Annotated in this window: 19 protein-coding genes and 1 pseudogene; 16 read left to right on the plus strand and 4 right to left on the minus strand. The window is 70.2% G+C overall.

What is annotated here, in order from left to right; genetic code table 11:
• Positions 1–16 precede the first annotated feature (16 nt).
• The 6 genes from ABT023_RS02985 to ABT023_RS03010 all read left to right on the plus strand — a co-directional run bounded on the left by ABT023_RS02985 (position 17) and on the right by ABT023_RS03010 (position 8752).
• Positions 17–973 (plus strand): MurR/RpiR family transcriptional regulator, encoded by a 957-nt coding sequence (locus tag ABT023_RS02985; RefSeq protein ID WP_350881050.1) that lies wholly within the window; start codon positions 17–19, stop codon positions 971–973.
• On the plus strand, positions 973–1731 hold the full coding sequence (locus tag ABT023_RS02990; RefSeq protein WP_350881052.1) for a sugar isomerase domain-containing protein: 759 nt from the start codon (positions 973–975) through the stop codon (positions 1729–1731). The genes ABT023_RS02985 and ABT023_RS02990 overlap by 1 nt, the downstream gene beginning before the upstream one ends.
• Before the next feature lie 92 nt (positions 1732–1823).
• Positions 1824–3239 carry an N-acetylglucosamine/diacetylchitobiose ABC transporter substrate-binding protein gene (gene ngcE, locus ABT023_RS02995; protein WP_350881054.1) on the plus strand — a complete coding sequence of 472 codons (1416 nt, stop codon included), beginning with the start codon at positions 1824–1826 and terminating at the stop codon, positions 3237–3239.
• A gap of 5 nt (positions 3240–3244) precedes the next feature.
• Positions 3245–4228 (plus strand): carbohydrate ABC transporter permease, encoded by a 984-nt coding sequence (locus tag ABT023_RS03000; RefSeq protein WP_350881056.1) that lies wholly within the window; start codon positions 3245–3247, stop codon positions 4226–4228.
• Positions 4225–5133 carry a carbohydrate ABC transporter permease gene (locus ABT023_RS03005; protein WP_350881058.1) on the plus strand — a complete coding sequence of 303 codons (909 nt, stop codon included), beginning with the start codon at positions 4225–4227 and terminating at the stop codon, positions 5131–5133. The genes ABT023_RS03000 and ABT023_RS03005 overlap by 4 nt, the downstream gene beginning before the upstream one ends.
• A gap of 103 nt (positions 5134–5236) precedes the next feature.
• A complete protein-coding gene (locus ABT023_RS03010; RefSeq protein ID WP_350881060.1) occupies positions 5237–8752 on the plus strand; it encodes a discoidin domain-containing protein in 3516 nt (1171 codons plus the stop codon).
• Positions 8753–8884: 132 nt separating this feature from the next.
• Here ABT023_RS03010 and ABT023_RS03015 read toward each other — a convergent pair whose 3' ends face one another.
• The gene (locus tag ABT023_RS03015) at positions 8885–10000 is read right to left on the minus strand and encodes a LacI family DNA-binding transcriptional regulator (protein ID WP_350881062.1); all 1116 of its coding nucleotides are present in this window, start codon (positions 9998–10000) and stop codon (positions 8885–8887) included.
• A gap of 318 nt (positions 10001–10318) precedes the next feature.
• Between ABT023_RS03015 and ABT023_RS03020 the strand changes: the two genes are divergently transcribed.
• The 9 genes from ABT023_RS03020 (at position 10319) to ABT023_RS03060 (ending at position 18578) form a co-directional block, all read left to right on the plus strand.
• On the plus strand, positions 10319–10450 hold the full coding sequence (locus tag ABT023_RS03020; RefSeq protein ID WP_350881064.1) for a hypothetical protein: 132 nt from the start codon (positions 10319–10321) through the stop codon (positions 10448–10450).
• Positions 10451–10518: 68 nt separating this feature from the next.
• The gene (locus tag ABT023_RS03025) at positions 10519–10872 is read left to right on the plus strand and encodes an L-rhamnose mutarotase (protein ID WP_350881066.1); all 354 of its coding nucleotides are present in this window, start codon (positions 10519–10521) and stop codon (positions 10870–10872) included.
• Entirely contained in the window at positions 10869–12050 is a 1182-nt protein-coding gene (gene rhaI, locus ABT023_RS03030; RefSeq protein ID WP_350881068.1) for an L-rhamnose isomerase, read from the plus strand. The genes ABT023_RS03025 and rhaI overlap by 4 nt, the downstream gene beginning before the upstream one ends.
• Before the next feature lie 37 nt (positions 12051–12087).
• Positions 12088–14121 carry a bifunctional aldolase/short-chain dehydrogenase gene (locus ABT023_RS03035; RefSeq protein WP_350881069.1) on the plus strand — a complete coding sequence of 678 codons (2034 nt, stop codon included), beginning with the start codon at positions 12088–12090 and terminating at the stop codon, positions 14119–14121.
• 46 nt (positions 14122–14167) lie between these two features.
• Positions 14168–14353, plus strand: coding sequence for a hypothetical protein (locus tag ABT023_RS03040; protein ID WP_350881070.1), 186 nt, complete (start codon positions 14168–14170; stop codon positions 14351–14353).
• On the plus strand, positions 14350–15780 hold the full coding sequence (locus tag ABT023_RS03045) for a rhamnulokinase (protein ID WP_350881072.1): 1431 nt from the start codon (positions 14350–14352) through the stop codon (positions 15778–15780). The genes ABT023_RS03040 and ABT023_RS03045 overlap by 4 nt, the downstream gene beginning before the upstream one ends.
• 4 nt (positions 15781–15784) lie before the next feature.
• Complete coding sequence (locus ABT023_RS03050) at positions 15785–16558, plus strand: (Fe-S)-binding protein (RefSeq protein WP_350881074.1); 774 nt, start codon at positions 15785–15787, stop codon at positions 16556–16558.
• A gap of 17 nt (positions 16559–16575) precedes the next feature.
• Positions 16576–17976: a lactate utilization protein B gene (locus ABT023_RS03055; RefSeq protein ID WP_350881141.1), complete on the plus strand. Its 1401-nt coding sequence runs from the start codon at positions 16576–16578 to the stop codon at positions 17974–17976.
• Positions 17973–18578 (plus strand): LutC/YkgG family protein, encoded by a 606-nt coding sequence (locus ABT023_RS03060; protein ID WP_350881077.1) that lies wholly within the window; start codon positions 17973–17975, stop codon positions 18576–18578. The genes ABT023_RS03055 and ABT023_RS03060 overlap by 4 nt, the downstream gene beginning before the upstream one ends.
• 41 nt (positions 18579–18619) lie before the next feature.
• On the opposite strand, the gene ABT023_RS03065 is transcribed toward ABT023_RS03060, so the two are convergent.
• The 3 genes and pseudogenes from ABT023_RS03065 to ABT023_RS03075 form a co-directional block, all read right to left on the minus strand.
• Complete coding sequence (locus ABT023_RS03065; protein WP_502890571.1) at positions 18620–19474, minus strand: DUF72 domain-containing protein; 855 nt, start codon at positions 19472–19474, stop codon at positions 18620–18622.
• A 58-nt stretch (positions 19475–19532) separates the two neighbouring features.
• Positions 19533–20570 carry an NB-ARC domain-containing protein gene (locus ABT023_RS03070; RefSeq protein ID WP_350881145.1) on the minus strand — a complete coding sequence of 346 codons (1038 nt, stop codon included), beginning with the start codon at positions 20568–20570 and terminating at the stop codon, positions 19533–19535.
• 45 nt (positions 20571–20615) lie between these two features.
• A pseudogene (locus tag ABT023_RS03075) lies at positions 20616–20780 on the minus strand (helix-turn-helix domain-containing protein); the annotation flags it as partial.
• Positions 20781–21005: 225 nt separating this feature from the next.
• Here ABT023_RS03075 and ABT023_RS03080 point away from each other — a divergent pair.
• The gene (locus ABT023_RS03080; protein WP_350881079.1) at positions 21006–22796 is read left to right on the plus strand and encodes an ABC transporter ATP-binding protein; all 1791 of its coding nucleotides are present in this window, start codon (positions 21006–21008) and stop codon (positions 22794–22796) included.
• Positions 22797–22809 lie beyond the last annotated feature (13 nt).

The raw sequence follows: 22809 nt of genomic DNA on the forward strand, positions 1-22809 counted from the left end.
AGGACTTTTCATCATCATGTCTTCGGCTGAAGTACCCCCGGCGCAAACGACTGCCGAGTTCGGCGTCAGCAGTCGCATCCGGGCGCAGCTGTCACACATGACGCAGTCCATGGCCAAGATCGGTCAGCTCCTCCTGGAGAACCCCGAGCTGCCGCTCCAGCTGTCGATCACCGAACTCGCGGAGCGCGCGGGCACCTCGGCGGCGACGGTGACCCGCTTCTGCCGGCTGATCGGCTACGGCGGTTACCTGCCCCTGCGGGTCAGCTCGGCGGCGGACCTTGGGCGGTCGAGCGCGCAGGACACCTGGGAGCAGGTGATCGGGCACACCTTCCACCCGGGGCAGGACCCCGCCGAGGTGTTGCGGATGCTGCTCAACGCGCACGTCGGCGCGTTGCAGGCCACCGCTGATCTGGCCGACCTCGCCCTGTTGCAACGGGTCGTCGCCGCCATCGCCACCAGCTGGCACGTGGACATCTACGGCATCGGCGGCAGTGGGCTCGTCGCCGCCGGCATCCATGAGCGCCTGTACCGGATCGGGATCAACGCGCATGCGTGGACCGAGGTGCACCTCGGCCTCACCAGCGGCGCGCTGCTGGGGGAGGGCGCCGTGGCGATCGGCATCTCCAACAGCGGTCGCACCAGCGAGACGGTGGAGATGCTGACGCTCGCCGGTTCGCAGGGCGCGCTCACCGTGGCCCTGACAAGCGATCCCAGCTCGCCGCTCGCCGCAGCCGCCGACATGCACATCCAGAGCTACGCGCCCGGCGAGTACCTCCAGCCCGGGGACTTCGCCGCGCAGCACGCCCAGCTGTTCGTGTTCGACCTGCTCTACCTGATGGTCGCGCAACAGAACTTCGAACGCACCACGACCACGCTGGCCCGGACCGCTGCGGCCATCGCCACCCATCGCGGGACCCAGTCCCGGCCGCCGCGTACCGCGACCGCCTCCCCGACGAACGGAACGCCCTCCTGATGACGACCCTCTTCCGCGACTATTCCACGCATGTCTCCAGCCGTCTCCGCGCCATCGACGAGGAGGCCCGTTCGGGCGGCCTGGACGGGGCGATCGAGCTGATCGTCAACGCGATCGGGAACGACGGCGTGCTGCACGCCTTCGGCACCGGTCACTCCGAGGCCTTCGCGATGGAGATCGCCGGCCGGGCCGGCGGGTTCATCCCGAGTCACGCCATCGCGCTGCGGGACCTGGTCCTGTTCGGTGACCGGAGCGACGCCTCCATCCTCGTCGGTGCCGAGTTGGAACGCGACAACAGCATCGTGGACGAGCTCTACGACCTGTACGAGATGCACCCGGCCGACGTGTTCCTCATCGCCTCCAACTCGGGCGTGAACGGCTCGATCGTCGGGCTCGCCCTGCGCGCCAAGGCCGAAGGGCATCCGGTGATCGCCGTGACCAGCCTCGAACACACCAACGCGGTCGCCCCCAAGCATCCCAGCGGGAAGCGACTCTCGGACGTCGCCGACATCGTCCTGGACAACCGTGCTCCGTACGGAGACGCCACCCTCGACCTCGGTGGCGGGCTCGGGGTGGGGGCGGTCTCGTCGATCACCGCCGCCTACTTCGCGCAGCTGCTGACCATCGGCGCGGCGGAGCGCATCCGGGTGGCCGGGCAGGTGCCGCCGCTGTACATCTCGGCCAACATTCCCGGGGGCGACGAGCACAACGGCGCCCTGGAACGGCGCTACGGGACGCGCATCAAGCCCGTCGCGTAATCCCGGGCAACCGCGGCGACGCCCGATGCCGCAGCGGACCGCCACAGCCACAGAAATCGCAGACAGCAAGGCCCATCGAAAGGTAGCCACCCATGTCCTCTGAATTGAAACCATTCAATCGTCGGCTGTTCCTGCGGGGTGCGCTGGCGACGTCGCTGGTGCCCGTCGCCGGTGTGCTGGCCGCGTGCGCCTCGCCGGGCGGCGACGACAAGCCCAAGGGCACGTCGACCACCGGCGCCACGAGCGCCCAGAACCCGTTCGGACTGGCCGCCAACACCGAGGTCGACGCGGTCATCTTCAACGGCGGCTACGGCTACGACTACGTCACGTTCGCGGGCGGCCTGGCCGAGGCGAAGCACAGCGGCATCAAGATCAAGGTCCAGCCGTCGACGGAGATCGCCCAGGAACTCCAGCCCCGGTTCGTCGGCGGTAACCCGCCTGACCTGATCAACAACGGCGGCGCGGGCAAAATCTCTCTGAGCACGATCGTCGACCAGCTGGAGACCCTCGACGACGTCCTCGACGCGACCAACTACGGCGGTACGAAGATCGCGGACAGCCTCTACCCGGGGGTCAAGCTGCCCGGCACGTTCAACGGGAAGTTCGTCGCGCTGAACTACGTGATGACGGTCTTCTCGCTCTGGCACTCGGCCTCGCTGTTCGAGGAGAACGGCTGGACCCCGCCGAAGACCTGGGCCGAGGCGAAGGATCTCGGCGCCAAGGCGAAGGCGAAGGGCAAGTACCTGTTCGTCTTCGGCAAGGAGGCGGCCAACTACTACCAGTGGACGATGGTCGACTCGGCGATCAAGGAGGGCGGGCACGAGGTACGCCTGGCCCTGGAGAACCTGGCGCCGAACGCGTGGTCGCACCCGGCGATCCAGGGCGTTCTCAAGGAGATCCACGACATCGTGCGGGCCGGTTACATCGTGCCCGGCGGCGCTGGCACCCAGTTCACCGCCGCACAGGCGAAGTGGAGCAACGATCAGCAGGCTCTGCTGTACAGCTCGGGCGGCTGGATCGAGAACGAGATGAAGAAGGCCACCAAGGCGGGCTTCCGGATGACCGGCGTGCCGGTGCCGACCCTGTCGACGAGCCCGGCGCTGCCGTACGAGGCGCTGCGAGCCGCGGCCGGCGAACCGTTCATCGTGCCGGCCAAGGGCAAGAGCCCGGCGGGTGGCAAGGAGGTTCTGCGCGCGATGCTCTCCAGCGAGGCCGCCGCCAACTTCTCGAAGACCCGGCTGGCACCGACGATCGTCAAGGGGACCGTACCGGCCGACGGCTACGGCTCGACCGCGCTGGTCTCGCAGACCAAGATGCTCGAGGCCGCCGGCCAGAACATCTTCGACTTCGTCTCCGAGGGTTACTACGGGATGGGCGCCGACCAGCTGGTCCTGTGGAACTCGTTCCTCGCCGGCGACCTCGACGTCGCCGCCATGACCAAGGGCCTGCAGTCCGTGAGCGACAAGATCGCGAACGACTCGTCCATCCAGAAGATCAAGGTTAGCTGAATGCGATGACAGGTACGACGATGCTGGGCGGCCGGCGTGCCGCCAAGCGCCGCCGCAAGCTCACCTTCGACCGGGTGAGCTTCATGGCGGTGTTCCTGGTGCTTCCCCTGGCCATCTTCGCGATCTTCGTGATCTCGCCGTTCGTCCAGGCGCTGTACTTCGCGATGACGGATTGGACCGGCTTCTCGCCGGACATGCGCTTCATCGGCCTGGAGAACTTCGTCAGGCTCTTCGGTGACGATGTCTTCCTGCGCGCTCTGCTGAACAACGTACTGCTCGCGATCGTCGTGCCCATCGTGACCATCGCGCTCGCTCTGGCGATCGCCAGCATGGTGACCGTCGGTGGCCCGAGCACGGGAACCGTGCGGGGCCTTCGCGGCTCCAGCTTCTACCGGGTCGTCTCGTTCTTCCCGTACACGGTGCCCGCCATCGCCGTCGGGCTGATCTGGGCCCAGGTGTACGACCCGTCGAGAGGGCTGCTCAACGGCCTTCTCGACGGAGTCGGCCTCGACGGGTTCGCGGACTTCCCGTGGCTCGGCAAGGCCACCACCGCGTTGCCGGCGTCGATCTTCGTCATCATCTGGAGCTTCGTCGGCTTCTACACCGTGCTGTTCGTCGCGGCGATCAAAGGTGTCCCGGCGGAGACGTACGAGGCCGCGCGCCTGGACGGTGCCGGTCGCTTCCGCACCGTCTTCTCGATCACCATCCCGCAGATCCGGGACAGCGTACGGACCGCGTACGTCTACCTCGGCATCATCGCCCTCGACGCGTTCATCTACATGCAGGCGTTGAACCCCACCGGCGGGCCCGAGTACTCGACGCTGACCATGAGCCAGCAGTTGTACACCGTGGCCTTCCGTAAGGGCCAGTTCGGGTACGCCACCGCCATGGGCGTGGTACTCGCGGTGGTGACACTGATGTTCGCCGCGATCGTGTTCCTGGCCGACCGCCTGACCGGCGGACGCGCCGACGGAAAGGAGCGGGCATGACCGCGCTCGCCGCCGAGAAGGCGCACCCGGCCACCACGGCCGCCCCCGCGCCGCCTCGACGTCGCCGGAGAACCAGCCGTGGCGACATCGCCGTCGCGGCGACCTCACACACCCTTCTCGTCGCCTGGGCCGTCATCGTCATCGTCCCGTTCCTGTGGACGGTCATGTCGTCGTTCAAGTCGACCGGGGAGATCCTGGCGTCGCCGTTCTCGCTGCCCAGCGAGTGGAGCTTCCGCAACTACGCGGCCGCCTGGACGGGCGCCGGAATCGGCGGCTACTTCCTGAACACGGTCATCGTGGTGGGCACCGCGCTGTTCATCGTCATGTTGCTCGGCGCGATGTGCTCGTACGTGTTGGCGCGGTTCCGCTTCCCGGGCAACCGGCTCATCTACAACGCGCTGCTCACCTCGATGACGTTCCCGCTGTTCCTCGCGATCGTGCCGCTCTTCTTCATCCTGCGGAACTTCGGGCTGCTGAACACCCTGCCGGGCCTGATCCTGACCTACGTCGCGTTCGCCCTTCCGTTCACCGTCTTCTTCCTGCACTCGTTCTTCAAGGCGCTGCCGGACGAGATCCACGAGGCGGCGCAGATCGACGGCGCGGGGGAGTGGGGCACGTTCTTCCGGGTGATGCTGCCCATGGCGAAACCCGGTCTGGCCTCGGTGGCCATCTTCAACTTCCTCGGGCTGTGGAACCAGTTCCTGCTGCCCATCGTCCTCAACACCGATCGTGACAACTACGTGCTGACGCAGGGCATGGCGGTGTTCGCGTCGAGGGCCGGCTACGCGGTCGACTTCGGCGCCCTGTTCGCGGCGGTCGTGATGACCGTCCTTCCCGTACTCGCCATCTATGTGATCTTCCAGCGCCGGCTCGAGGGCTCGGTCTCACAAGGCACCTTCCGCTAGCCCGCGCACACCCTCCGCACCTAGCCAACCCCTGCACGCCTGTCGCTAGGTGTTCCACCTCCACCAGGAAATGAGGACAGTCTTGCGCGCGACTCTCCGCCGCATGATGGCCGCTGGGCTCATCGTCGCGGCGACGACAACCTGGGGGCTGGTCAACGCCCCCACCCACGCATCGGCGGCCCCGTCGGCGTCGAACATCCCGGCCGACCCGTACGACGTGGCCGGCTACGCCCCGGACGGCACGACCAACGTGGCCGCGAGGGCCAGGGTGACGTCCTCGTCCAGCTACGAGATGGCCAACGAGTCCTGGGCCATGGCGCTGCTCAACAACGAGGTGGCGGGCAAGGCCGACGGCTGGAGCACCAACCCCTACGACAAGGTGCAGGTCCCCACCACGGCGGCCTGGGTGGGCTACGACCTCGGGGCGTCGCACGACATCGACCGCGTCGTCGTGTTCCCGAGGGACAAGAGCTTCCCCGCCGACTACCGCATCGAGGTGTCGTCCGACGGCAACGCGTACCGCAGCGTCTTCACCAGCACCGGCAACGCGGCCGGCCGCACCGCGCCCGAGGTCGTCGACCTGGCCGACGTGGAGGGCCGCTTCCTGCGGCTGTACGTCACCCGCCGCAACGGCGTCGCGACCGGTGACGGATACCTGGTGCAGCTCTCCGAACTGGCCGTCTTCGGCGGGCTCAACGAGACGATCCTGTCCATCGAGAAGCCCGCGCTGCTGCTGGAGACCGGGACCGTCGAACGGCTGCCCTACCGGGCGGTCGCGCCCGGCGGAACCCCGAAGCTTGTCTGGACCTCGTCCAACGCGGGTGTGGCCACCGTTGACGGCTCGGGCGTGGTGACCGCCGTGGCACCGGGCAAGACGGTGATCACGATGGCCGCGCCGCAGCTGGAGAGGTCCGAGTCGATCCCGGTCGAGGTCCGCGACGAGGTGGAACGGGTCGAGGACAAGTTCGTGATCTCGGCCTTCTGGCCACCCACCACGGAACACGTGAACGAGACCCAGTACAGCTACCTGGGCGACGCCGGGATCGACCTGGTGCTCGCGACCCAGCTGCACACCTCCAAGGAAATCAACATGGAGATGGCGCGGCTGGCGCACAAGAACGGCTTCCAGATCATGGTCCAGGACGGCCGCATCGGGCCCGGCATGGTCAACATGACCGACGAGCAGATCCGGCAGGAGGTGCTGGGATACACCAACGTCCCGGGCGTCGGCGGGTTCTTCATCGTGGACGAGCCGTACGACCCGACCCCGTTCGCCCGGGTGTTCAACACCATCAAGGAGGTCGCGCCCGAGTACGACGCCCACCTGAACTTCCTGCCGAGCTTCGCGTACGGGTCCGAGGCCGAGTACACGCGGGTGACGCAGGGGTGGCTCGACCGGGTCGGTAAGCGCGGTTACCTGATGTACGACCGGTACCCGTTCGGCTGGACCGAGAACAGCCTCGACTACACCGGATTCCTGAACAACATGAACACGGTGCGGAAGGTCGGGCTGGCCAACAACGTCAAGACGGCGCAGTACCTGCAGGCTGTCGGGGTTCCCGGCAACTTCCGGCGGATGAACCCGACCGAGATCCGCTACGAGGCCAACATGGCTCTCGCGTACGGGTACAAGAATCTCTCGTACTTCACCTGGTGGACGCCGACCAACCGCGGCGAGGTCTTCACCGACGCCATCATGACCGCCGACGGGCAGAAGACCGAGCTGTTCGAGCCGGTGAAGCAGCTCAACAGCGAGATCCACGCCCTCGGGCCCACCCTGATGAGGCTGGACGCCAAGGAGGTCTACCTCAACGGTCAGACCTGGGGCCAGGAGGCGGTGCCGGCGAACTTCCTGGTGCGCTCGCAGTCGAACGAGGACCTCACCTTCTCGTACATGCGCGACCGCGAGAACGGCCGCAACTACGTGATGGTCGTCAACAACAGCTTCACCCAGGCGAAGGACGTCTCGCTGCGCTTCGGCACCGGGATCGGCTCGCTCGAGGAGATCAGCCGGCAGACCGGCAAGCCGGTCGGCGTCGCGCTGGACAACGGTGCCCTGAACCGCAAGTTCGACAAGGGCGAGGCCGTCCTCTACGCGCTCCCCGCCGGCTACGACTACGAGGCTCGTCCGACCCCGGTGAACGTCAACATCGCCGATCACAAGCCGGTCACCGCCGACAGCACCCAGAGCGGGGGCGACTGGTCGCCGACCGGCGTCACCGACGGGCAGCGCTTCGCGCAGGGCGCCGTGAACGGGTGGAGCACGCCGGCCACCGAAGCCTCCCGGAAGGCGAACCTCACCGTCGACCTCGGCAGGGAAGAGACCCTGAACCGGATCGACCTCTACCCGGCGGGCACCGCCATCGACTACGGCGGCACCTTCCCACGGGACTTCACCATCCAGGTGTCGACGAACGGCGAGTCGTGGCGAACGGTCAAGACCGTGACCGGTCAGGGCCGCGCCGCCGGTCCGCTCAGCTACAGCTTCGACGCCACCAAGGGCCGCTACGTGCGGATCGCCGTGCAGGGGATGAACCGGTGGGGCGGCGGCTACGCCGCGGCGTTGGCCGAGCTGGAGGTGTACCACGACGACGGCGGCACCGCGGCGCCCGAGTCCCCGCCGGCCACGCCCGCGCCACCGCCGTACGTCGAGGGCCAGAACATCGCCAGGAACAAGACGGTGATCGTGTCCTCCACCACCCCCGACAGCACCTACGAGCAGTGGGGCTATGCCTCCAAGTTCCTGGTCGACGGGCGGACGGACAACGGTTGGACCAGTAACATCCGGCGCCACACGACACCCAACGCGCAGGAGTGGGCCGCCGTCGGGCTGCGCGCCGACTACGACGTGAGCGAGGTGAAGGTCCACGCGCTCGGCGCCTTCGCCGTCGACTACAAGGTGCAGCTCTCAACGGACGGCGGCGAGTGGACCACCATCGCCGACGTGACGGGTGACGACGGCAGCACCGCAAAGCCGCGGGTGTTCAAACTGGACAAGCCCGTGCGCGCCGCCTTTGTCCGGGTCGTGAGCAGCAAGCTGCGCATGGGCGGCCATGCGGCCGACGGCTACCTCATGCAGGTGGCGGAGATCGAAGCCTTCGGCACACCGGTCAGCGACCGGCAGGCGCTGCGGAAGCGGATCGCGGAGGCCGAGGGCAAGTCGGAACCGCAGTACACGGCCGAAAGCTGGGCGGGCCTCACCACGGCACTCGCCCAGGCCAGGAAGGTCGCTGCGGCCGCCCACCCCTACCAGTACGAGGTGGACAAGGCCGAGCGGGCGCTGGCCACCGCCCTGGAGGCTCTGGTCCGTCACCCCGACTGGGAACGCACCGTCGAGTACCGCAAGGGCACCCGCGTGATCCACAACGACCGGGCGTACGAGGCCCAGTGGTCGACGCGCGCCGAGGTGCCCGGCGTCTCTCCGTGGGGCGCGTGGGCCGAGGTGGGCGTCCCGGTGGAGACCCCCAAGGGCAAGCACGCCTCGTGGACGAACTCGTGGATCTACACCAGCGGCGACGTCGTGGCCCACGACGGCCACCTGTGGAAGGCGCAGTGGTGGACCCGTAACCAGGAGCCCGGCGATCGGAACGGGCCCTGGCTCGACCTCGGAAGCTACTGACAGGTCGGTGAAGGCCGGGGCGCGGTCGTGACGACCGCGCCCCGGCCCTCGGGTCGTCAGCTCGCGTGACCGCCCGCCGGATGGAGACCGGCTACCTCGTGCACACCGCCGGATCGGGTACCTGGCGGTTCGTCAGCAGCTCCGCGGCGATCGCCCGACGCCGTCGACGGCGCCGGCCGCGCGGGGGGGCGCGGCCGGCGCCGTCGCGCCTGTCCGCCCACGCTGGATTCGGCGCTGCTGGTCGCTGGAGCGGCGCACGACCAGCTCCGGCTGGAACACCACGTGTCGGTGCCGGTGCGTCTCGCCGGACTCGCCCTCCTCGAGCAGCAGTTGCGCTGCGGTGCGGCCGAGCTGCTCGCGGGGTTGACGCACCGACGACAGCGGCACCGCCGCCGCGCCGGCGAACTCGATGTCGTCGTAGCCGACGATGGCCACGTCGGCGGGCACCCGCATGCCGCGCGTGGTCACCTCCTGCAGCACGCCGAGCGCGATCAGGTCGTTGGCGCAGAAGACGGCGGTGGGACGTTGCCGGGCGGGCAGGGCCAGCAGGTCCTCGGCGGCGCGTCGTCCGGCGGCGACGGTCAGGCTGGTGGTCGTCGCGACCCGCAGTTCGGCGCCGTCACCGCGTTCGTCCAGCGCGGCGGCGGCCCCGGCGTGCCGTTCGGCGACCTGGGCGATGGAGAACGGGCCACCGAGGTACGCGATGCGGCGGTGGCCCTGGTCCAGCAGGTGCTCCATGGCCAGCCGGCCGCCGAGCACGTCGTCGACGGCCACCGAGCAGCGGCTGGCCCGGCCCGAGCCCCGGTCGACGAGCACCACCGGAATGCCGCGGTCGATCAGCTTCCCCAGGTTGGGTTGAGAGCCGGGACCGACCGGGGTGATGAGCACGCCACGGACCCGCTGTTCCTCCAGCAGTTCCAGGTGCCGGCGTTCCCGGGCGCTGTCCTCGCCGCTGTTGCAGACGATGAGCATGGCGCCGGCCTTCTCGACCACCTGTTCGGCGCCGCGCACCACGTCGGTGAAGAACGGGTTGGCCACGTCCAGTACGACGATGGCGATGGTGCGGCTCTGTCCGGCGCGCAGTTGGCGAGCGGAGTCGTTGCGGACGTAGCCGAGCTCGGTGATGGCGTCGAGCACCCGCCGGCGGGTGGCGGGGGCGACCGTGTCGGGCCGGTTGAGCACGTTGCTCACCGTGCCGACGGAAACGTCGGCGTGCCGGGCCACCTCTTTGATGTTCGCGGCTGCCATGGCTCCCTCGACGATCGGTGCGGTGGTTTGGTCCGCGGTCGGGGCGCGGGCACCTCGGTCGCGGTGTCTCCTGCTGCCGTACCGGCGGGTCGGAACGGGTCCGACCGGGTGACGGCCGGGAGTCTATAGCGCCTAAAACGTTTCATCCAGCCAACGGACGATGCCCGGCGCGCCCGACTGCTGGCCGTAGGAGCGGTTCCGGACCCGCCTCGCAGGTCCGCTCGGGCGGCAGGCGAGAAATCGCCGGGAAACCCTTGACGACGTGAATGCCTGCCCCTACCGTCCAAGCACGACCAATGAAACGATTCAGGAGGTCGGATGAACCCCGGCGGACCGGGCCCGGACGGCGCTCCGCCGCCGGTACTGGAAGCCGTCGGCGAGTTCAGCGTGGTCGTCCTCGGCCCGCCCGCCGTCCTCGACAAGAGCGACATCGACCAGTTTCAGTTCTGACCGCCCACCCGGCGGCACCGGCGCCCGTTGCGTCGGCAACGCCCGGGGGAGGCATCGATGGGAGAACCATGCCCCGTGTCTGCTTCACCCTGCAGGTCGATCCCGCCCGCCTGCACGAGTACCGGGCCCGGCACGCGCGCGTGTGGCCGGAGATGCTCGCCGCCCTGGCCGAGAGCGGATGGCGCGATTACTCCCTCTTCCTCCGTGAAGACGGCCTGCTCGTGGGGTTCCTGGTGACCGACGACTTCGCGGCGGCACAGGCCGCCATGCAGGCCTGCGACGTCAACGCCCGCTGGCAGGCGGAGATGGCGCCCTTCTTCCTCGACCTCCACCAGGGCACGGCCGACCGTGCCATGCGGCCACTGGACGAGGTCTTCAACCTAGAGGCGCAGCTCGCCGCCCGGACGGGAGAAACACCATGACCCAGACCGACGCGCCGACCGACGGGGGAGTCAAGCAGGCCCTGCGCTCGCAGCGCATCGAGACCCCGTCCTGGGCGTACGCGAACTCCGGCACCCGATTCAGGGTCTTCCCGCAGGAAGGTGTGCCCCGCAACCCGTACGAGAAGATCGCCGACGCCGCGACGGTGCACCGGCTGACCGGGGTGGCACCCACGGTGGCCCTGCACATTCCGTGGGACCGGGTCGACGACTACGCCGCGCTGGCGAAGCACGCGACGGACCTGGGGGTGGCGCTTGGCGTGATCAACTCGAACGTGTTCCAGGACCCGGACTACATGCTCGGCAGCGTCACCAATCCGGACGCGCGGGTGCGACGCAAGGCGACCGACCATCTCCTCGAGTGCGTCGACATCATGGACGCCACCGGCTCGCGCGACCTGAAGCTGTGGTTCTCCGACGGCACCAACTACCCGGGCCAGGACGATATCCGCGCCCGGCAGGACCGCCTCGCCGCCGCACTGCGGGAGGTGTACGACCGACTCGGTCCGGATCAGCGGATGCTGCTGGAGTACAAGCTGTTCGAGCCCGCCTTCTACACCACGGACGTGCCGGACTGGGGCACCGCCTACGCGCACTGCCTGGAGCTCGGGCCGAAGGCGCAGGTCGTCATCGACACCGGACACCACGCGCCGGGCACGAACATCGAGTTCATCGTCGCGTTCCTGCTGCGTGCCGGAAAGCTAGGCGCCTTCGACTTCAACTCCCGGTTCTACGCGGACGACGACCTCATGGTCGGCTCCGCGGACCCGTTCCAGCTGTTCCGCATCTTGTACGAGATCGTGCGCGGCGACGCCCTGCGCGCGGAGGCCGGCATCGCCTTCATGCTCGACCAGTGCCACAACATCGAGCCGAAGATCCCCGCGATCATCCGCTCGGTGCTCAACGTGCAGGAGGCCACCGCCAAGGCCCTGCTCGTCGACGCCGCCGCGCTCGCCGCCGCGCAGCAGGCCGGTGACGTGCTCGGCGCCAACGCGGTCCTGATGGACGCCTACAACACCGACGTGCGGCCGCTCCTCGCCGAGCTGCGCACGGAGATGGGCCTGGACCCCGACCCGATCGCCGCCTACGCCCGATCCGGCTACTTCGAGCGCATCCGCGCCGAACGCGCCGGCGGGCAGCAGGCCGGCTGGGGCGCCTGACCACCACCCGAGAACGCATACAGGAGACGTGAGGACGATGCATCCCGAGGTACAGGCACTCATCGCGCGCAGCAACCGGCTGGGTGCCGACAGGACCACCACCAATTACGCCGGCGGCAACACCTCTGCCAGGGGCGAGGACACCGATCCGGTGACCGGTGGCCCCGTCGAGCTGCTCTGGGTCAAGGGCTCGGGCGGGGACCTGGGCACGCTGACCGGGGCCGGCCTGGCCGTGCTCCGGCTCGACCGACTCCGGGCCCTCGTCGATGTCTACCCGGGCGTCGAGCGGGAGGACGAGATGGTCGCCGCGTTCGACTACTGCCTGCACGGGCGGGGTGGGGCTGCGCCGTCGATCGACACGGCGATGCACGGTCTGGTCGACGCCGCGCACGTCGACCACCTGCACCCCGACGCGGGCATCGCGATCGCCGCCGCCGCCGACGGGCCGGAGCTGACCAAGGAGATCTTCGGCGACCGGGTGCTGTGGGTGCCGTGGCGGCGGCCGGGCTTCCAGCTCGGCCTCGACATCGCCGCCGTGGCGAGGGCCAACCCGCAGGCGATCGGGGTGATCCTCGGCGGGCACGGCATCACGGCCTGGGGGGCGAGCAGCGAGGAGTGCGAGCGCAACTCGCTGGAGATCATCCGTACCACCCAGGCGTACCTCGACGACCGGGGCCGGGCCGAGCCGTTCGGCCCGGTGATCCACGGATACGAGCCGCTGCCGACGGACGAGCGGCGGGCCCGCGCGGCGGCGCTGGCACCGGTCCTCCGGGGCCTGGCGTCGACCGACCGTCCGCAGGTCGGCCACTTCACCGACAGCGACGTGGTGCTCGACTTCGTGGCCCGCGAACGGCACCCCGCGCTCGCGGTGCTCGGTACCTCCTGCCCGGACCACTTCCTGCGCACCAAGGTCCGCCCGATGGTGCTCGACCTTGCGCCCACCGCCCCGCTCGAAGACGCGATCGTCCGGCTCAGGGAGTTGCACACCGCCTACCGCGACGACTACCGCGCCTACTACGAGCGGCACGCCACCGGCGACAGCCCGCCGATGCGCGGCGCCGACCCGGCCGTCGTCCTCGTGCCCGGGGTGGGCATGTTCAGCTTCGGGGCCAACAAGCAGACCGCCCGGGTCGCCGGCGAGTTCTACGTCAACGCCATCAACGTCATGCGCGGCGCCGAGTCGGTGTCGCGGTACGCACCGATCGACGAGGCCGAGAAGTTCCGCATCGAGTACTGGGCCCTCGAAGAGGCCAAGCTCGCCCGGATGCCCAAGCCCAGGCCCCTCGCCACCCGGATCGCCCTGGTCACCGGCGCCGGCTCGGGCATCGGCCGGGCCATCGCCCACCGCCTCGCCGCCGAGGGCGCCTGTGTGGTCGTCGCCGACCGGGACGCCGCCGCCGCCGACACCGTCGCCGGTGAGCTGGGCGGGCCGGACGTCGCGGTGGCCGTACCGGTGGACGTCACCGACGCCGAGGCGGTGGCCGCCGCGGTCCGCGCGGCGGTGCTCGCCTACGGCGGCCTGGACCTGGTGGTGAACAACGCCGGGCTGTCGCTGTCGAAGTCGTTGCTGGAGACGACCGAGGCGGACTGGGACGTACAGCACGACGTGATGGCCAAGGGCTCGTTCCTGGTCTCGCGGGAGGCCGCTCGGGTCCTCATCGATCAGGGAATGGGCGGCGACATCGTCTACATCTCCAGCAAGAACTCCCTGTTCGCCGGCCCGAACAACGTCGCCTACGGCGCCGCAAAGGCCGACCAGGCGCACCAGGTCCGCCTGCTCGCCGCCGAACTCGGCGGCTACGGCATCCGGGTCAACGGCATCAACCCCGACGGCGTGGTCCGCGGCTCCGGCATCTTCGCCGGCGGCTGGGGCGCCAAGCGCGCCGCCGTCTACGGAGTGCCGGAGGAGGAGTTGGGGGAGTTCTACGCCCGGCGGACGCTGCTCAAGCGCGAGGTGCTGCCCGAGCACGTGGCCAACGCCGTCCTCACGCTCACCGGCGGCGAGCTGTCCCACACGACGGGTCTGCACATCCCGGTGGACGCCGGCGTCGCTGCGGCCTTCCTCCGCTGACCCGGCGTGGTGCGGGATGAGGACGAGGATGCTCGGAAGGAATCCGGTGCTCGACGAGGACATTCGGCTGCTGCGGTTGCTGGCGATGGGGGCGCCGTTGGAGACGGTGGCGCGCCGATCGGGGATGTCCGAACGGACCGTGCGCCGGCGGATCCGGACCATCTGCGACCGGCCCGGCATGACCGCCCCGATTCAGGCGGTCGTGTGGGCAGATCGGCGGGGAACGCGGTGAGCAGCGTCCGCCTCGCCGCCGTGGACCTGGGCGCGTCCAGCGGCCGGGTCATGCTCGCCCGCGTCGGACCAGGTCACCTGGAGCTGACCGAGGTGCACCGCATGCCCAACGAACCCGTGCGGGTCGGGAACACCTTGCACTGGGACATCCTCGCCCTCTATCGGGGCATCCTCGACGGCCTGCGCGCCGCCGGGCCGGTGACCAGCATCGGCGTCGACTCCTGGGCCGTCGACTACGGGCTGATCGACGCCTCCGGCGCGCTGCTCGGCAACCCGGTGCACTACCGGGACAGCCGCACCGACGGGGTGGCCGAGCGGATCGCCGAACAGCTGGGCGAGGAGCAGCTCTACCCGACCACGGGCCTGCAACAACTGCCGTTCAACACGCTCTACCAGCTCGCCGCCGCGGCCGGCACGCCGCAGCTGGAAATCGCCCACCGGCTGCTGCTGATCCCGGACCTCATCGCGTACTGGCTCACCGGTCAGCTCGGCGCCGAGATCACCAACGCCTCGACGACCCAGCTGTACGACCTGCGCCGGCGGGCCTGGGCCACCGGCCTGATGGCCGACGCCGGCATCCGCAGCGAGCTGTTCCCGCCGCTGCGCGAGCCGGGCACCCGGATCGGCCCGGTCCTGCCCGACCTGGGGCTGCCCGGCTCGCCGCAGGTGGTGGCCGTGGGTTCGCACGACACCGCCTCGGCGGTGGTGGGCGTGCCGGCGGCGGGGAACCGCTTCGCCTACATCTCCTGCGGCACCTGGTCCCTGGTGGGAGTCGAACTCGACGCGCCGGTGCTCACCGAGGCGAGCCGGCAGGCCAACTTCACCAACGAATCCGGCGTCGACGGCACGATCCGCTACCTGCGCAACGTGATGGGTCTGTGGCTGCTGCAGGAATCGCTGCGTGCCTGGGGCGGCCCCGACCTGCCCGACCTGCTGCGGCGGGCGGCCCTCGAACCGGCCTTCCGCTCCGTCGTGGACCCGGACGACCCGGCGTTCCTGCCGCCCGGCGACATGCCCACGCGCATCGCCGACGCCTGCCGGCACGCCGGCGAGCCGGTACCCACCACCCCGACGGCCACCGTCCGCTGCATCCTCGACAGCCTCGCGCTGGCGCACCGGCGGGCCGTCCGCCGGGCGCAGCAGCTCTCCGGCCGGCACGTCGACGCCGTGCACATCGTCGGCGGCGGTGCCCGCAACGAACTGCTGTGCCAGCTCACCGCCGACGCCTGCGGGCTGCCGGTGCTCGCCGGGCCGGTCGAGGCCACCGCGCTCGGCAACGTCCTGGTACAGGCCCGCACCGCCGGTGCCATCGGCGGCGACCTGGCCGCCCTGCGGGCCGTGCTGCGCGAGACCCAACACGTCGTGCGGTACGAGTCGCGCGGCGACGAGGCGGCCTGGCGGGCCGCCGAGACCAGGATGGGTGGGTGAACACATGCGCATCGCCCTGTTCGTGACCTGCCTCGCCGACACCCTCTTTCCCGAGGCGGCGAAGGCGACGGTGCGGTTGTTGGAGCGCCTGGGGCACGAGGTGGTGTTCCCGGCCGATCAGACGTGCTGCGGGCAGATGCACGTGAACACCGGTTACCCGGACGAGGCGTTGCGGCTGGTGCGCCGGCATGTGCGGGTGTTCGCCCCGTACGACGTGGTGGTCGCCCCGTCCGGCTCCTGTGTCGGTTCGGTGCGGCACCAGCACGCGATGCTGGCCCGCCGGGCCGGCGACGAGCGGTTGGCCGGTCGGGCGGAGGAGGTGGGCCGGCGCACGTACGAGCTGTCCGAGCTGCTGGTCGACATGCTGGGGGTGACGGATGTGGGGGCGTACTACCCGCATCGGGTGACGTACCACCCGACCTGTCATTCGTTGCGGATGCTGCGGGTGGGGGACCGGCCGTTGCGATTGTTGCGTGCGGTGCAGGGTTTGGATCTGGTGGAGTTGCCGCAGGCGGACGAGTGTTGCGGGTTCGGTGGGACGTTCGCGGTGAAGAACGCGGACACCTCCACGGCGATGCTGGCGGACAAGATGCGTCATGTGTTGGCGACGCGGGCCGATGTGTGTACGGCGGGGGACGCGTCGTGCCTGATGCACATCGGTGGTGGCCTGTCCCGGCTGAGGGCGGGGGTGCGCACGGTGCATCTGGCGGAGATCCTGGCGAGCACGGAGGGTTCGGGGACGGCGGGGGAGCGGGACCGGTTGGAGGTGCGATCGTGAGCCGTACGTTCCTGGGCATGCCGGCGACGGCGCCGCGCGGGGTGGGACATCTGCGTGGCGACGAGCCGTTCCCCGCGGCGGCCCGGCGGGCGTTGGGTGACGCGCAGCTGCGCCGCAACCTGCGCCACGCCACCACCACCATCCGGGCCAAGTCGGGGGCGGTGATCGACGAGGTGCCGGACTGGGCGGAGCTGCGCGCCGCCGGATCGGCGATCAAGGCCGACAGCATGGCCCGTCTGCCGGAGCTGCTCGAACAGTTGGAGGCGGCGGTCACCGCGGCCGGTGGCACCGTGCACTGGGCGGCCGACGCGGTCGAGGCGAACCGGATCGTGACCGAACTGGTGGCCGCGACCGGCAGTGACCGGGTCATCAAGGTCAAATCAATGGCCACCCAGGAGATCGGCCTCAACGAGGCGCTGGAGGCGGCCGGGATCGAACCGGTGGAGACCGACCTGGCCGAGCTGATCGTGCAGCTCGGCCGGGACCGGCCCAGCCACATCCTGGTGCCGGCGATCCACCGCAACCGGGCGGAGATCCGGGAGATCTTCCGGCGGGAGATGCCCGACGTCGACCCCGGGCTGACCAGCGAGCCGGCGGACCTGGCCGCCGCCGCCCGCCGCTACCTGCGCCGGATCTTCCTGAGCACCCGGGTAGCCGTGTCCGGGGCGAACTTCGCCGTCGCCGAGACCGGCACCCTCGCGGTGGTCGAGTCCGAGGGCAACGGACGGATGTGTCTCACCCTCCCGGAGACCCTGATCACCGTGATGGGCATCGAGAAGGTCATCCCCAGGTGGGCGGACCTCGGGGTGTTCCTGCAACTGCTGCCGAGGGCGTCGACCGGGGAACGGATGAACCCGTACACCTCGATGTGGACCGGGGTCACTCCCGGCGACGGGCCGCAGCAGGTGCACCTGGTGCTGCTGGACAACGGCCGCAGCGCGGTGCTCGCCGACGAGGTCGGCCGGCAGGCGCTGCAATGCATCCGCTGCTCCGCCTGCCTCAACGTCTGCCCGGTCTACGAGCGCACCGGCGGGCACGCCTACGGGTCGGTCTACCCGGGGCCGATCGGGGCGGTGCTGTCCCCTCAGCTGACCGGGGTCGCCGACAACGCCTCCCTGCCGTATGCCTCATCGCTCTGCGGCGCCTGCTACGACGCCTGCCCCGTCATGATCAACATTCCGGAGCTGCTGGTCCACCTGCGCAGCCAGGTCCCCCACCCGCGCGCCGAAGCGGCGGTGATGGCCGCGGCCGCGTACACGATGGACCATCCGGCGCTGTACGCGGCCGCCCAGCGGGCCGCGGGCCTGACCCGGGTCGCCGGCCGCGCCCTGCCCCCACCGCTGAACGGCTGGACCAGCAGCCGCGACCTGCCGCAGCCGCCATCGCAGACCTTCCGCCAGTGGTGGGCCGAGCGGTGAACTCACGCCAGCTTGTGCTCGGCCGGATCCGCGCCGCCCTCGGTGACACCCCGGCGACACCGGTCGATGTGCCACGCGAGTACCGGCCCGCCGGCTCCGCCGCCGACCTCGACCTGCTGGTCCACCGGCTGACCGACTACCGGGCCATCGTCCACCGGTGTGCCGGCGGCGAGGTCGCGCAGGTGATCGGCCGGATCCTCGGCGGCCGGCGCATCGTGATCCCGCCCGGACTGCCCCGCCACTGGTTGCCCGATAGCGTCGCCGCGGTGATCGACGAGAACCTCACCGTGGAACAGATCGCCGCCGTCGACGGGGTCGTCACGGCGGCTGCCGTGGCCGTCGCCGAAACCGGCACCGTGGTCCTCGACGCCGCCCCGGACCAGGGCCGCCGGATCATCAGCCTGCTGCCCGACGTGCACGTCTGCGTGTTGCGGGCCGACCAGGTCGTCGCCGGTGTGCCCGACGCCCTGGCCAGGGTTGCTCCGCACCGGCCGCTGACCTGGATCAGCGGGCCCTCCGCCACCAGTGACATCGAACTCAACCGGGTCGAGGGCGTCCACGGGCCCCGACAGCTGCACGTCGTGGTACTTCCCCCCGCCTAGCGCGGGTGTCCAAATGCGGGGGCCCACCTGCGTCCTCGCGGTCAGAAGAGGGTCAACGGCTCGACCGGTAGCGGTTGGGGCAGCGAATCCAGTTCGGGTACGCGTGCCCGTACGGCGTCGTGGAAGCGGCGGGCGAGCACGGGCGCCTCGGCGTTGTCCGGGGTGTGGACGAACATCGTGGGCGTGCGGCCCTCGCGCAGCCAGCCGACGGTGACGTCGATCCACCGCTGCCAGCCCTCCACGGTCCGGGCGGAGTCGTCGCGGCCGAGATACCGGACGATCGGCCGGTCGGTCAGCGCGCGCGATCGGAGCGGCATGCGCGGCTTCCTGGTCCACGCCTCCCGTTCCGCGTCGCTGGCCGGAGGGCTCTGGAAGAACGCGGTGGTGTCGAACGGGATCCACTCGGCAGCCGCGGCGGCGAGCGCCTTCTCCAGGAGCGCCGTCGAGCGAGGGTCGTCGAAGAACGCGGGGTGCCGGACTTCCACGGCGTACCGGTGGGAACCGGGGAGCCGGCGCAGAAAGCGGGCGAGTACGGCGACGTCAGCCGGGCCGAACGACCCCGGCAACTGGATCCACAGGGCGTGGGCCCGTGGGCCGAGCGGCTCGATCGCGTCCAGGAAGACCCGAAGCGCCTCGTCGGCGTCGGTGAGGCGGCGTTCGTGCGTGATGAGCTTCGGCAGCTTGAGCACGAAGCGGAAGTCGGAATCGGTCTGCTGCGCCCACGAGGCCACGGTGGCCCTGGGCGGGGTCGCGTAGAAGGTCGTGTTCCCCTCGACGGCGTCGCACCAACCGGCGTAGTGCCGCAGGCGCTCGTGGGGCGGAAGCGGATGTGCCAGCAGGCGCCCCTGCCATGCCTTGTGGGTCCACATCGCACAGCCCACGTGAAGACGCGTCACCGCGACCCCTTCCGGCCTGCCGTTGCCGGCGGGCGTCGACCGAACATGACCGGCGGGACTACGACGCCCGCAGCGCGGGGTAGGTCAGCTCCTCGCCGTAGGCGCGCAGCAACTCGGGCAGTACGTAGTAGTCGGGGTGATCCTCGACCAGATGCAACCGCGTCAGCTCGCACACGAGTGGGTACACCTTGGTCACAGAGACCAGGGCGAGGGCGGCAGCGCTCCTCGTCGTGAAGTGGCTCTCCGGGTGGCGGGCCAGCAGTCGGAACAACCGGGCGGCGTCCGGGGTGAGCGCCGCGTACGACCAGGAGAACACCGAACGGATGTTCGTCGCCGGATCGCTGTCGGCGAGGACGTCCAGCCGCCGGCGCGCGTTGCGCAGCCGCACGGCGAGGTAGTCGAGTGAGGTGCTGGGATGCCGGTTCGCGAAGGTGGCCGCGCCGGCCAGCGCCAGGGGCAGCCCCTCGCAGTGCTCGATGATCTCGTCGAGCGCCGGGTGGTCGGCGGACGCCCGTAGGGCCCCGAGCCGGCGGGCGAGCAGTTCCCGGGCCTCGATCAGTGGCATGCGGGACAGCGTCAGCAGGTCGGCGCCGTCGGCGGTGCCCAGACCGGAGAGTCGGTCCCGGCTGGTCACCAGGACCAGCGAGCCTGCCGACCCTGGCAGCAGGGGACGGACCTGTTGGGCATCGCGGGCGTTGTCCAACAGGATCAGCATCCGGCGGTCGGCCATCAGGGTCCGGTATAGGCCGACCTGGGAGTCCGCGTTCGTCGGCATCTGGTGGGACGGGAGATGCAACGCCGCAAGGAGACTGTGCAGTGCCGTGCCGGTCGTCGATGGACTGTGGTGCGGGTCGAACCCGCGCAGGTTGAGATAGATCTGGCCGTCGGGGAACCGGTGGCGCACCCGGTGGGCCCAGTGAACGGCCAGGGCGGTCTTGCCGATTCCGGCGCTGCCCACGATCGCCAGGGTGACCGTCGCGCCGTCTGTCGCGGTCAGGTGGGCATCGAGCAGCCGCATCGGCTCCGCCCGCCCGACGAACGAGGGAATGCTGGCCGGAAGCTGCGCCGGCACCGGACCCGGCATCAATTCCGTCACTGTCCGTGTTGTAAGTGTCCGGGATTTTGTGATCAACGCTGCCGCTTCTTCGTCGCTGAGCGTAAGCGCGTCGGCCAGTTTGCGAAGTGTTCCGGTGTGCGGCTGCTGAATCCGGCCGGTTTCGAGACCGCGGATCGTGCCCACGCTCAACCGCGAGAGACTTGCCAGTTCTTCCTGCGTAAGCAGGGCCCGCCTGCGTAGGGCGCGCACGAGGCCGGCGAGTGAGGCGGCTGACGCGGACGCGTCGTGACTCAGGTCCTCCGCCAAGGCCGTGCCCCCAACTTGATGACTTATTGACGGTTAGTTATCTGGATCTACCCGCATGCTCGGGAGAAAGTGTAGCCACTCTCCGTCGATTTTCAGGAAGGGGGCTCACGCATCCTCATGGCCTCGAACCCGCCTGCCGCCTCGGCTTTCCGGCAACTGCTCAGGTACGTGCGTCCTCACCGTCGGGTCCTGGCGGTCGGCACCGTGGTCAGTTCCGCCGGTGGCGCCGCGGCCCTGGCGACACCGCTGTTGGCCAGGGAATTCGTCGACCGGTTGGGCTCCGGGCGGCCGATCCTGGGGCTGAGCGTCCTGCTCTGCGGGATCGTGCTCGCCGGCGCCGTCGTTGCCGCCGCGGGCCGGTACCTGATCGACCGGACCGCCGAGGAGATCGTCCGTGACGTCCGGTCCGGCCTGGTCACCCGGCTGCTGCGGCTGCGGGTCGGTGCGCTCAACACCACGCCCCCCGGTGACCTGATCTCCCGGGTCACCGCAGACACCACGCTGCTGCGTCACGCGACCACCAACGACCTGGTGGACCTGGTGCTCGGGACGGTCGTCCTGCTCGGGATGGCCGGGTTCATGGCCTACCTGGACCCGGTCCTGTTCGGCGTGGTGGCCGCCGTGATGCTGCTGGTCGGCGGGGCCACCGCCCTGGTCATGCCGCGCCTCGGCGCGGCGAACCGGCGGGCGCAGGATGCCCTCGGCGACATCGGTGGCCAGTTGGAACGCGCTCTCGGCGCGTTGCGCACCATCAAGGCCAACGGTGCGGAGCGGCGCGAGGCCGGGGTGATGCACCGGGCGGTCGACACGGCCCGCGACGAGGGGATCACCGCCGCCCGGTGGAGCGCCATCGCCGGTTCCGCGTCCGGACTGGTCGTTCAGCTGTCCTTCCTCGCCGTGTTCGGGGTCGGCGGTGCCCGGGTGGCCGACGGCAGCCTGCCGGTGTCGTCGTTGATCGCCTTCCTGATGTACCTGTTCTACCTGTACTCACCGATCAACCAGCTGGTGCAGGGGGTCAGCGGGCTGCAGGCCGGGATGGCCGCCGTGCGCCGCATCGAGGAGGTCGAAGCGCTCTCCACCGAGCCGGACGACCGGGTGACCCCCGTCGGCGCCGGACGGGGTGCCCCGGCCTCCGCCGTCGCTCCGAACGGCGCAGTCGGCCGGTACCCCGGCGGCGGCCCGTCCGCCGAGGTCGCCGTCGCCTTCCGCGCGGTCCGCTTCCGGTACGCCCCCGACGGGCCGGACATCCTGTCCGGGGTGGACTTCGAGGTGCCGGTGGGCGGGATGACCGCGCTCGTCGGCCCCTCCGGCGCCGGAAAGTCGACGGTGTTCGCGTTGCTGGAGCGCTTCCACGAGGCGGACTCCGGGGTGGTGGAGTTCGCCGGCCGCGACGTGTGTGACCTGCCCATCCCGCAGCTGCGCGCCGACCTGGGGTACGTGGAGCAGGACGCCCCCGTGCTGTCCGGGACCCTTCGGGAGAACCTCCTCTTCGCCGCGCCGGACGCCTCCGCCGCCCAACTCGCCGAGGCCATGGAACAGACCCGGCTCAACGATCTCGTCCGTCGTCTCCCCGACGGCCTGGACACCCTGGTCGGGCATCGGGGGATGAACCTCTCCGGCGGGGAACGGCAGCGCATCGCGATCGCCAGGGCCCTGTTGCGCCGTCCCCGGGTGCTGCTGCTGGACGAGGCGACCTCCGCCCTGGACGGACTCAACGAGCTGAGCCTGCGCGACGCGATCGCCGAGGTGGCGCGGGTCAGCACCGTGCTGATCATCGCGCACCGACTCTCCACTGTGACCATGGCCCGGCAGATCCTGCTCCTCGACGGGGGCCGGATCCGAGCCCGTGGCACCCACGCCGAGCTGATCGACTCCGACGACCTCTACCGAACCCTCGCGATGACGCAGCTGCTCGACGCGCAGTCCGGCACGGTTCGACGCACGGCCACCGCCTCCTGATCCACTGCGCAAC

This window comes from Micromonospora sp. NPDC002296, from assembly GCF_040296145.1.
Lineage (GTDB): Bacteria > Actinomycetota > Actinomycetes > Mycobacteriales > Micromonosporaceae > Micromonospora.

What these genes read in the sequence shown, in the direction of transcription:
- ABT023_RS02985 (WP_350881050.1), top strand. Translation starts at nt 17, where the DNA reads ATGTCTTCGGCTGAAGTACCCCCGGCGCAAACGACTGCCGAGTTCGGC.
- ABT023_RS02990 (WP_350881052.1), top strand. Translation starts at nt 973, where the DNA reads ATGACGACCCTCTTCCGCGACTATTCCACGCATGTCTCCAGCCGTCTC.
- ngcE (WP_350881054.1), top strand. Translation starts at nt 1,824, where the DNA reads ATGTCCTCTGAATTGAAACCATTCAATCGTCGGCTGTTCCTGCGGGGT.
- ABT023_RS03000 (WP_350881056.1), top strand. Translation starts at nt 3,245, where the DNA reads ATGACAGGTACGACGATGCTGGGCGGCCGGCGTGCCGCCAAGCGCCGC.
- ABT023_RS03005 (WP_350881058.1), top strand. Translation starts at nt 4,225, where the DNA reads ATGACCGCGCTCGCCGCCGAGAAGGCGCACCCGGCCACCACGGCCGCC.
- ABT023_RS03010 (WP_350881060.1), top strand. Translation starts at nt 5,237, where the DNA reads ATGATGGCCGCTGGGCTCATCGTCGCGGCGACGACAACCTGGGGGCTG.
- ABT023_RS03015 (WP_350881062.1), bottom strand. Translation starts at nt 10,000, where the DNA reads ATGGCAGCCGCGAACATCAAAGAGGTGGCCCGGCACGCCGACGTTTCC.
- ABT023_RS03020 (WP_350881064.1), top strand. Translation starts at nt 10,319, where the DNA reads ATGAACCCCGGCGGACCGGGCCCGGACGGCGCTCCGCCGCCGGTACTG.
- ABT023_RS03025 (WP_350881066.1), top strand. Translation starts at nt 10,519, where the DNA reads ATGCCCCGTGTCTGCTTCACCCTGCAGGTCGATCCCGCCCGCCTGCAC.
- rhaI (WP_350881068.1), top strand. Translation starts at nt 10,869, where the DNA reads ATGACCCAGACCGACGCGCCGACCGACGGGGGAGTCAAGCAGGCCCTG.
- ABT023_RS03035 (WP_350881069.1), top strand. Translation starts at nt 12,088, where the DNA reads ATGCATCCCGAGGTACAGGCACTCATCGCGCGCAGCAACCGGCTGGGT.
- ABT023_RS03050 (WP_350881074.1), top strand. Translation starts at nt 15,785, where the DNA reads ATGCGCATCGCCCTGTTCGTGACCTGCCTCGCCGACACCCTCTTTCCC.
- ABT023_RS03055 (WP_350881141.1), top strand. Translation starts at nt 16,576, where the DNA reads ATGCCGGCGACGGCGCCGCGCGGGGTGGGACATCTGCGTGGCGACGAG.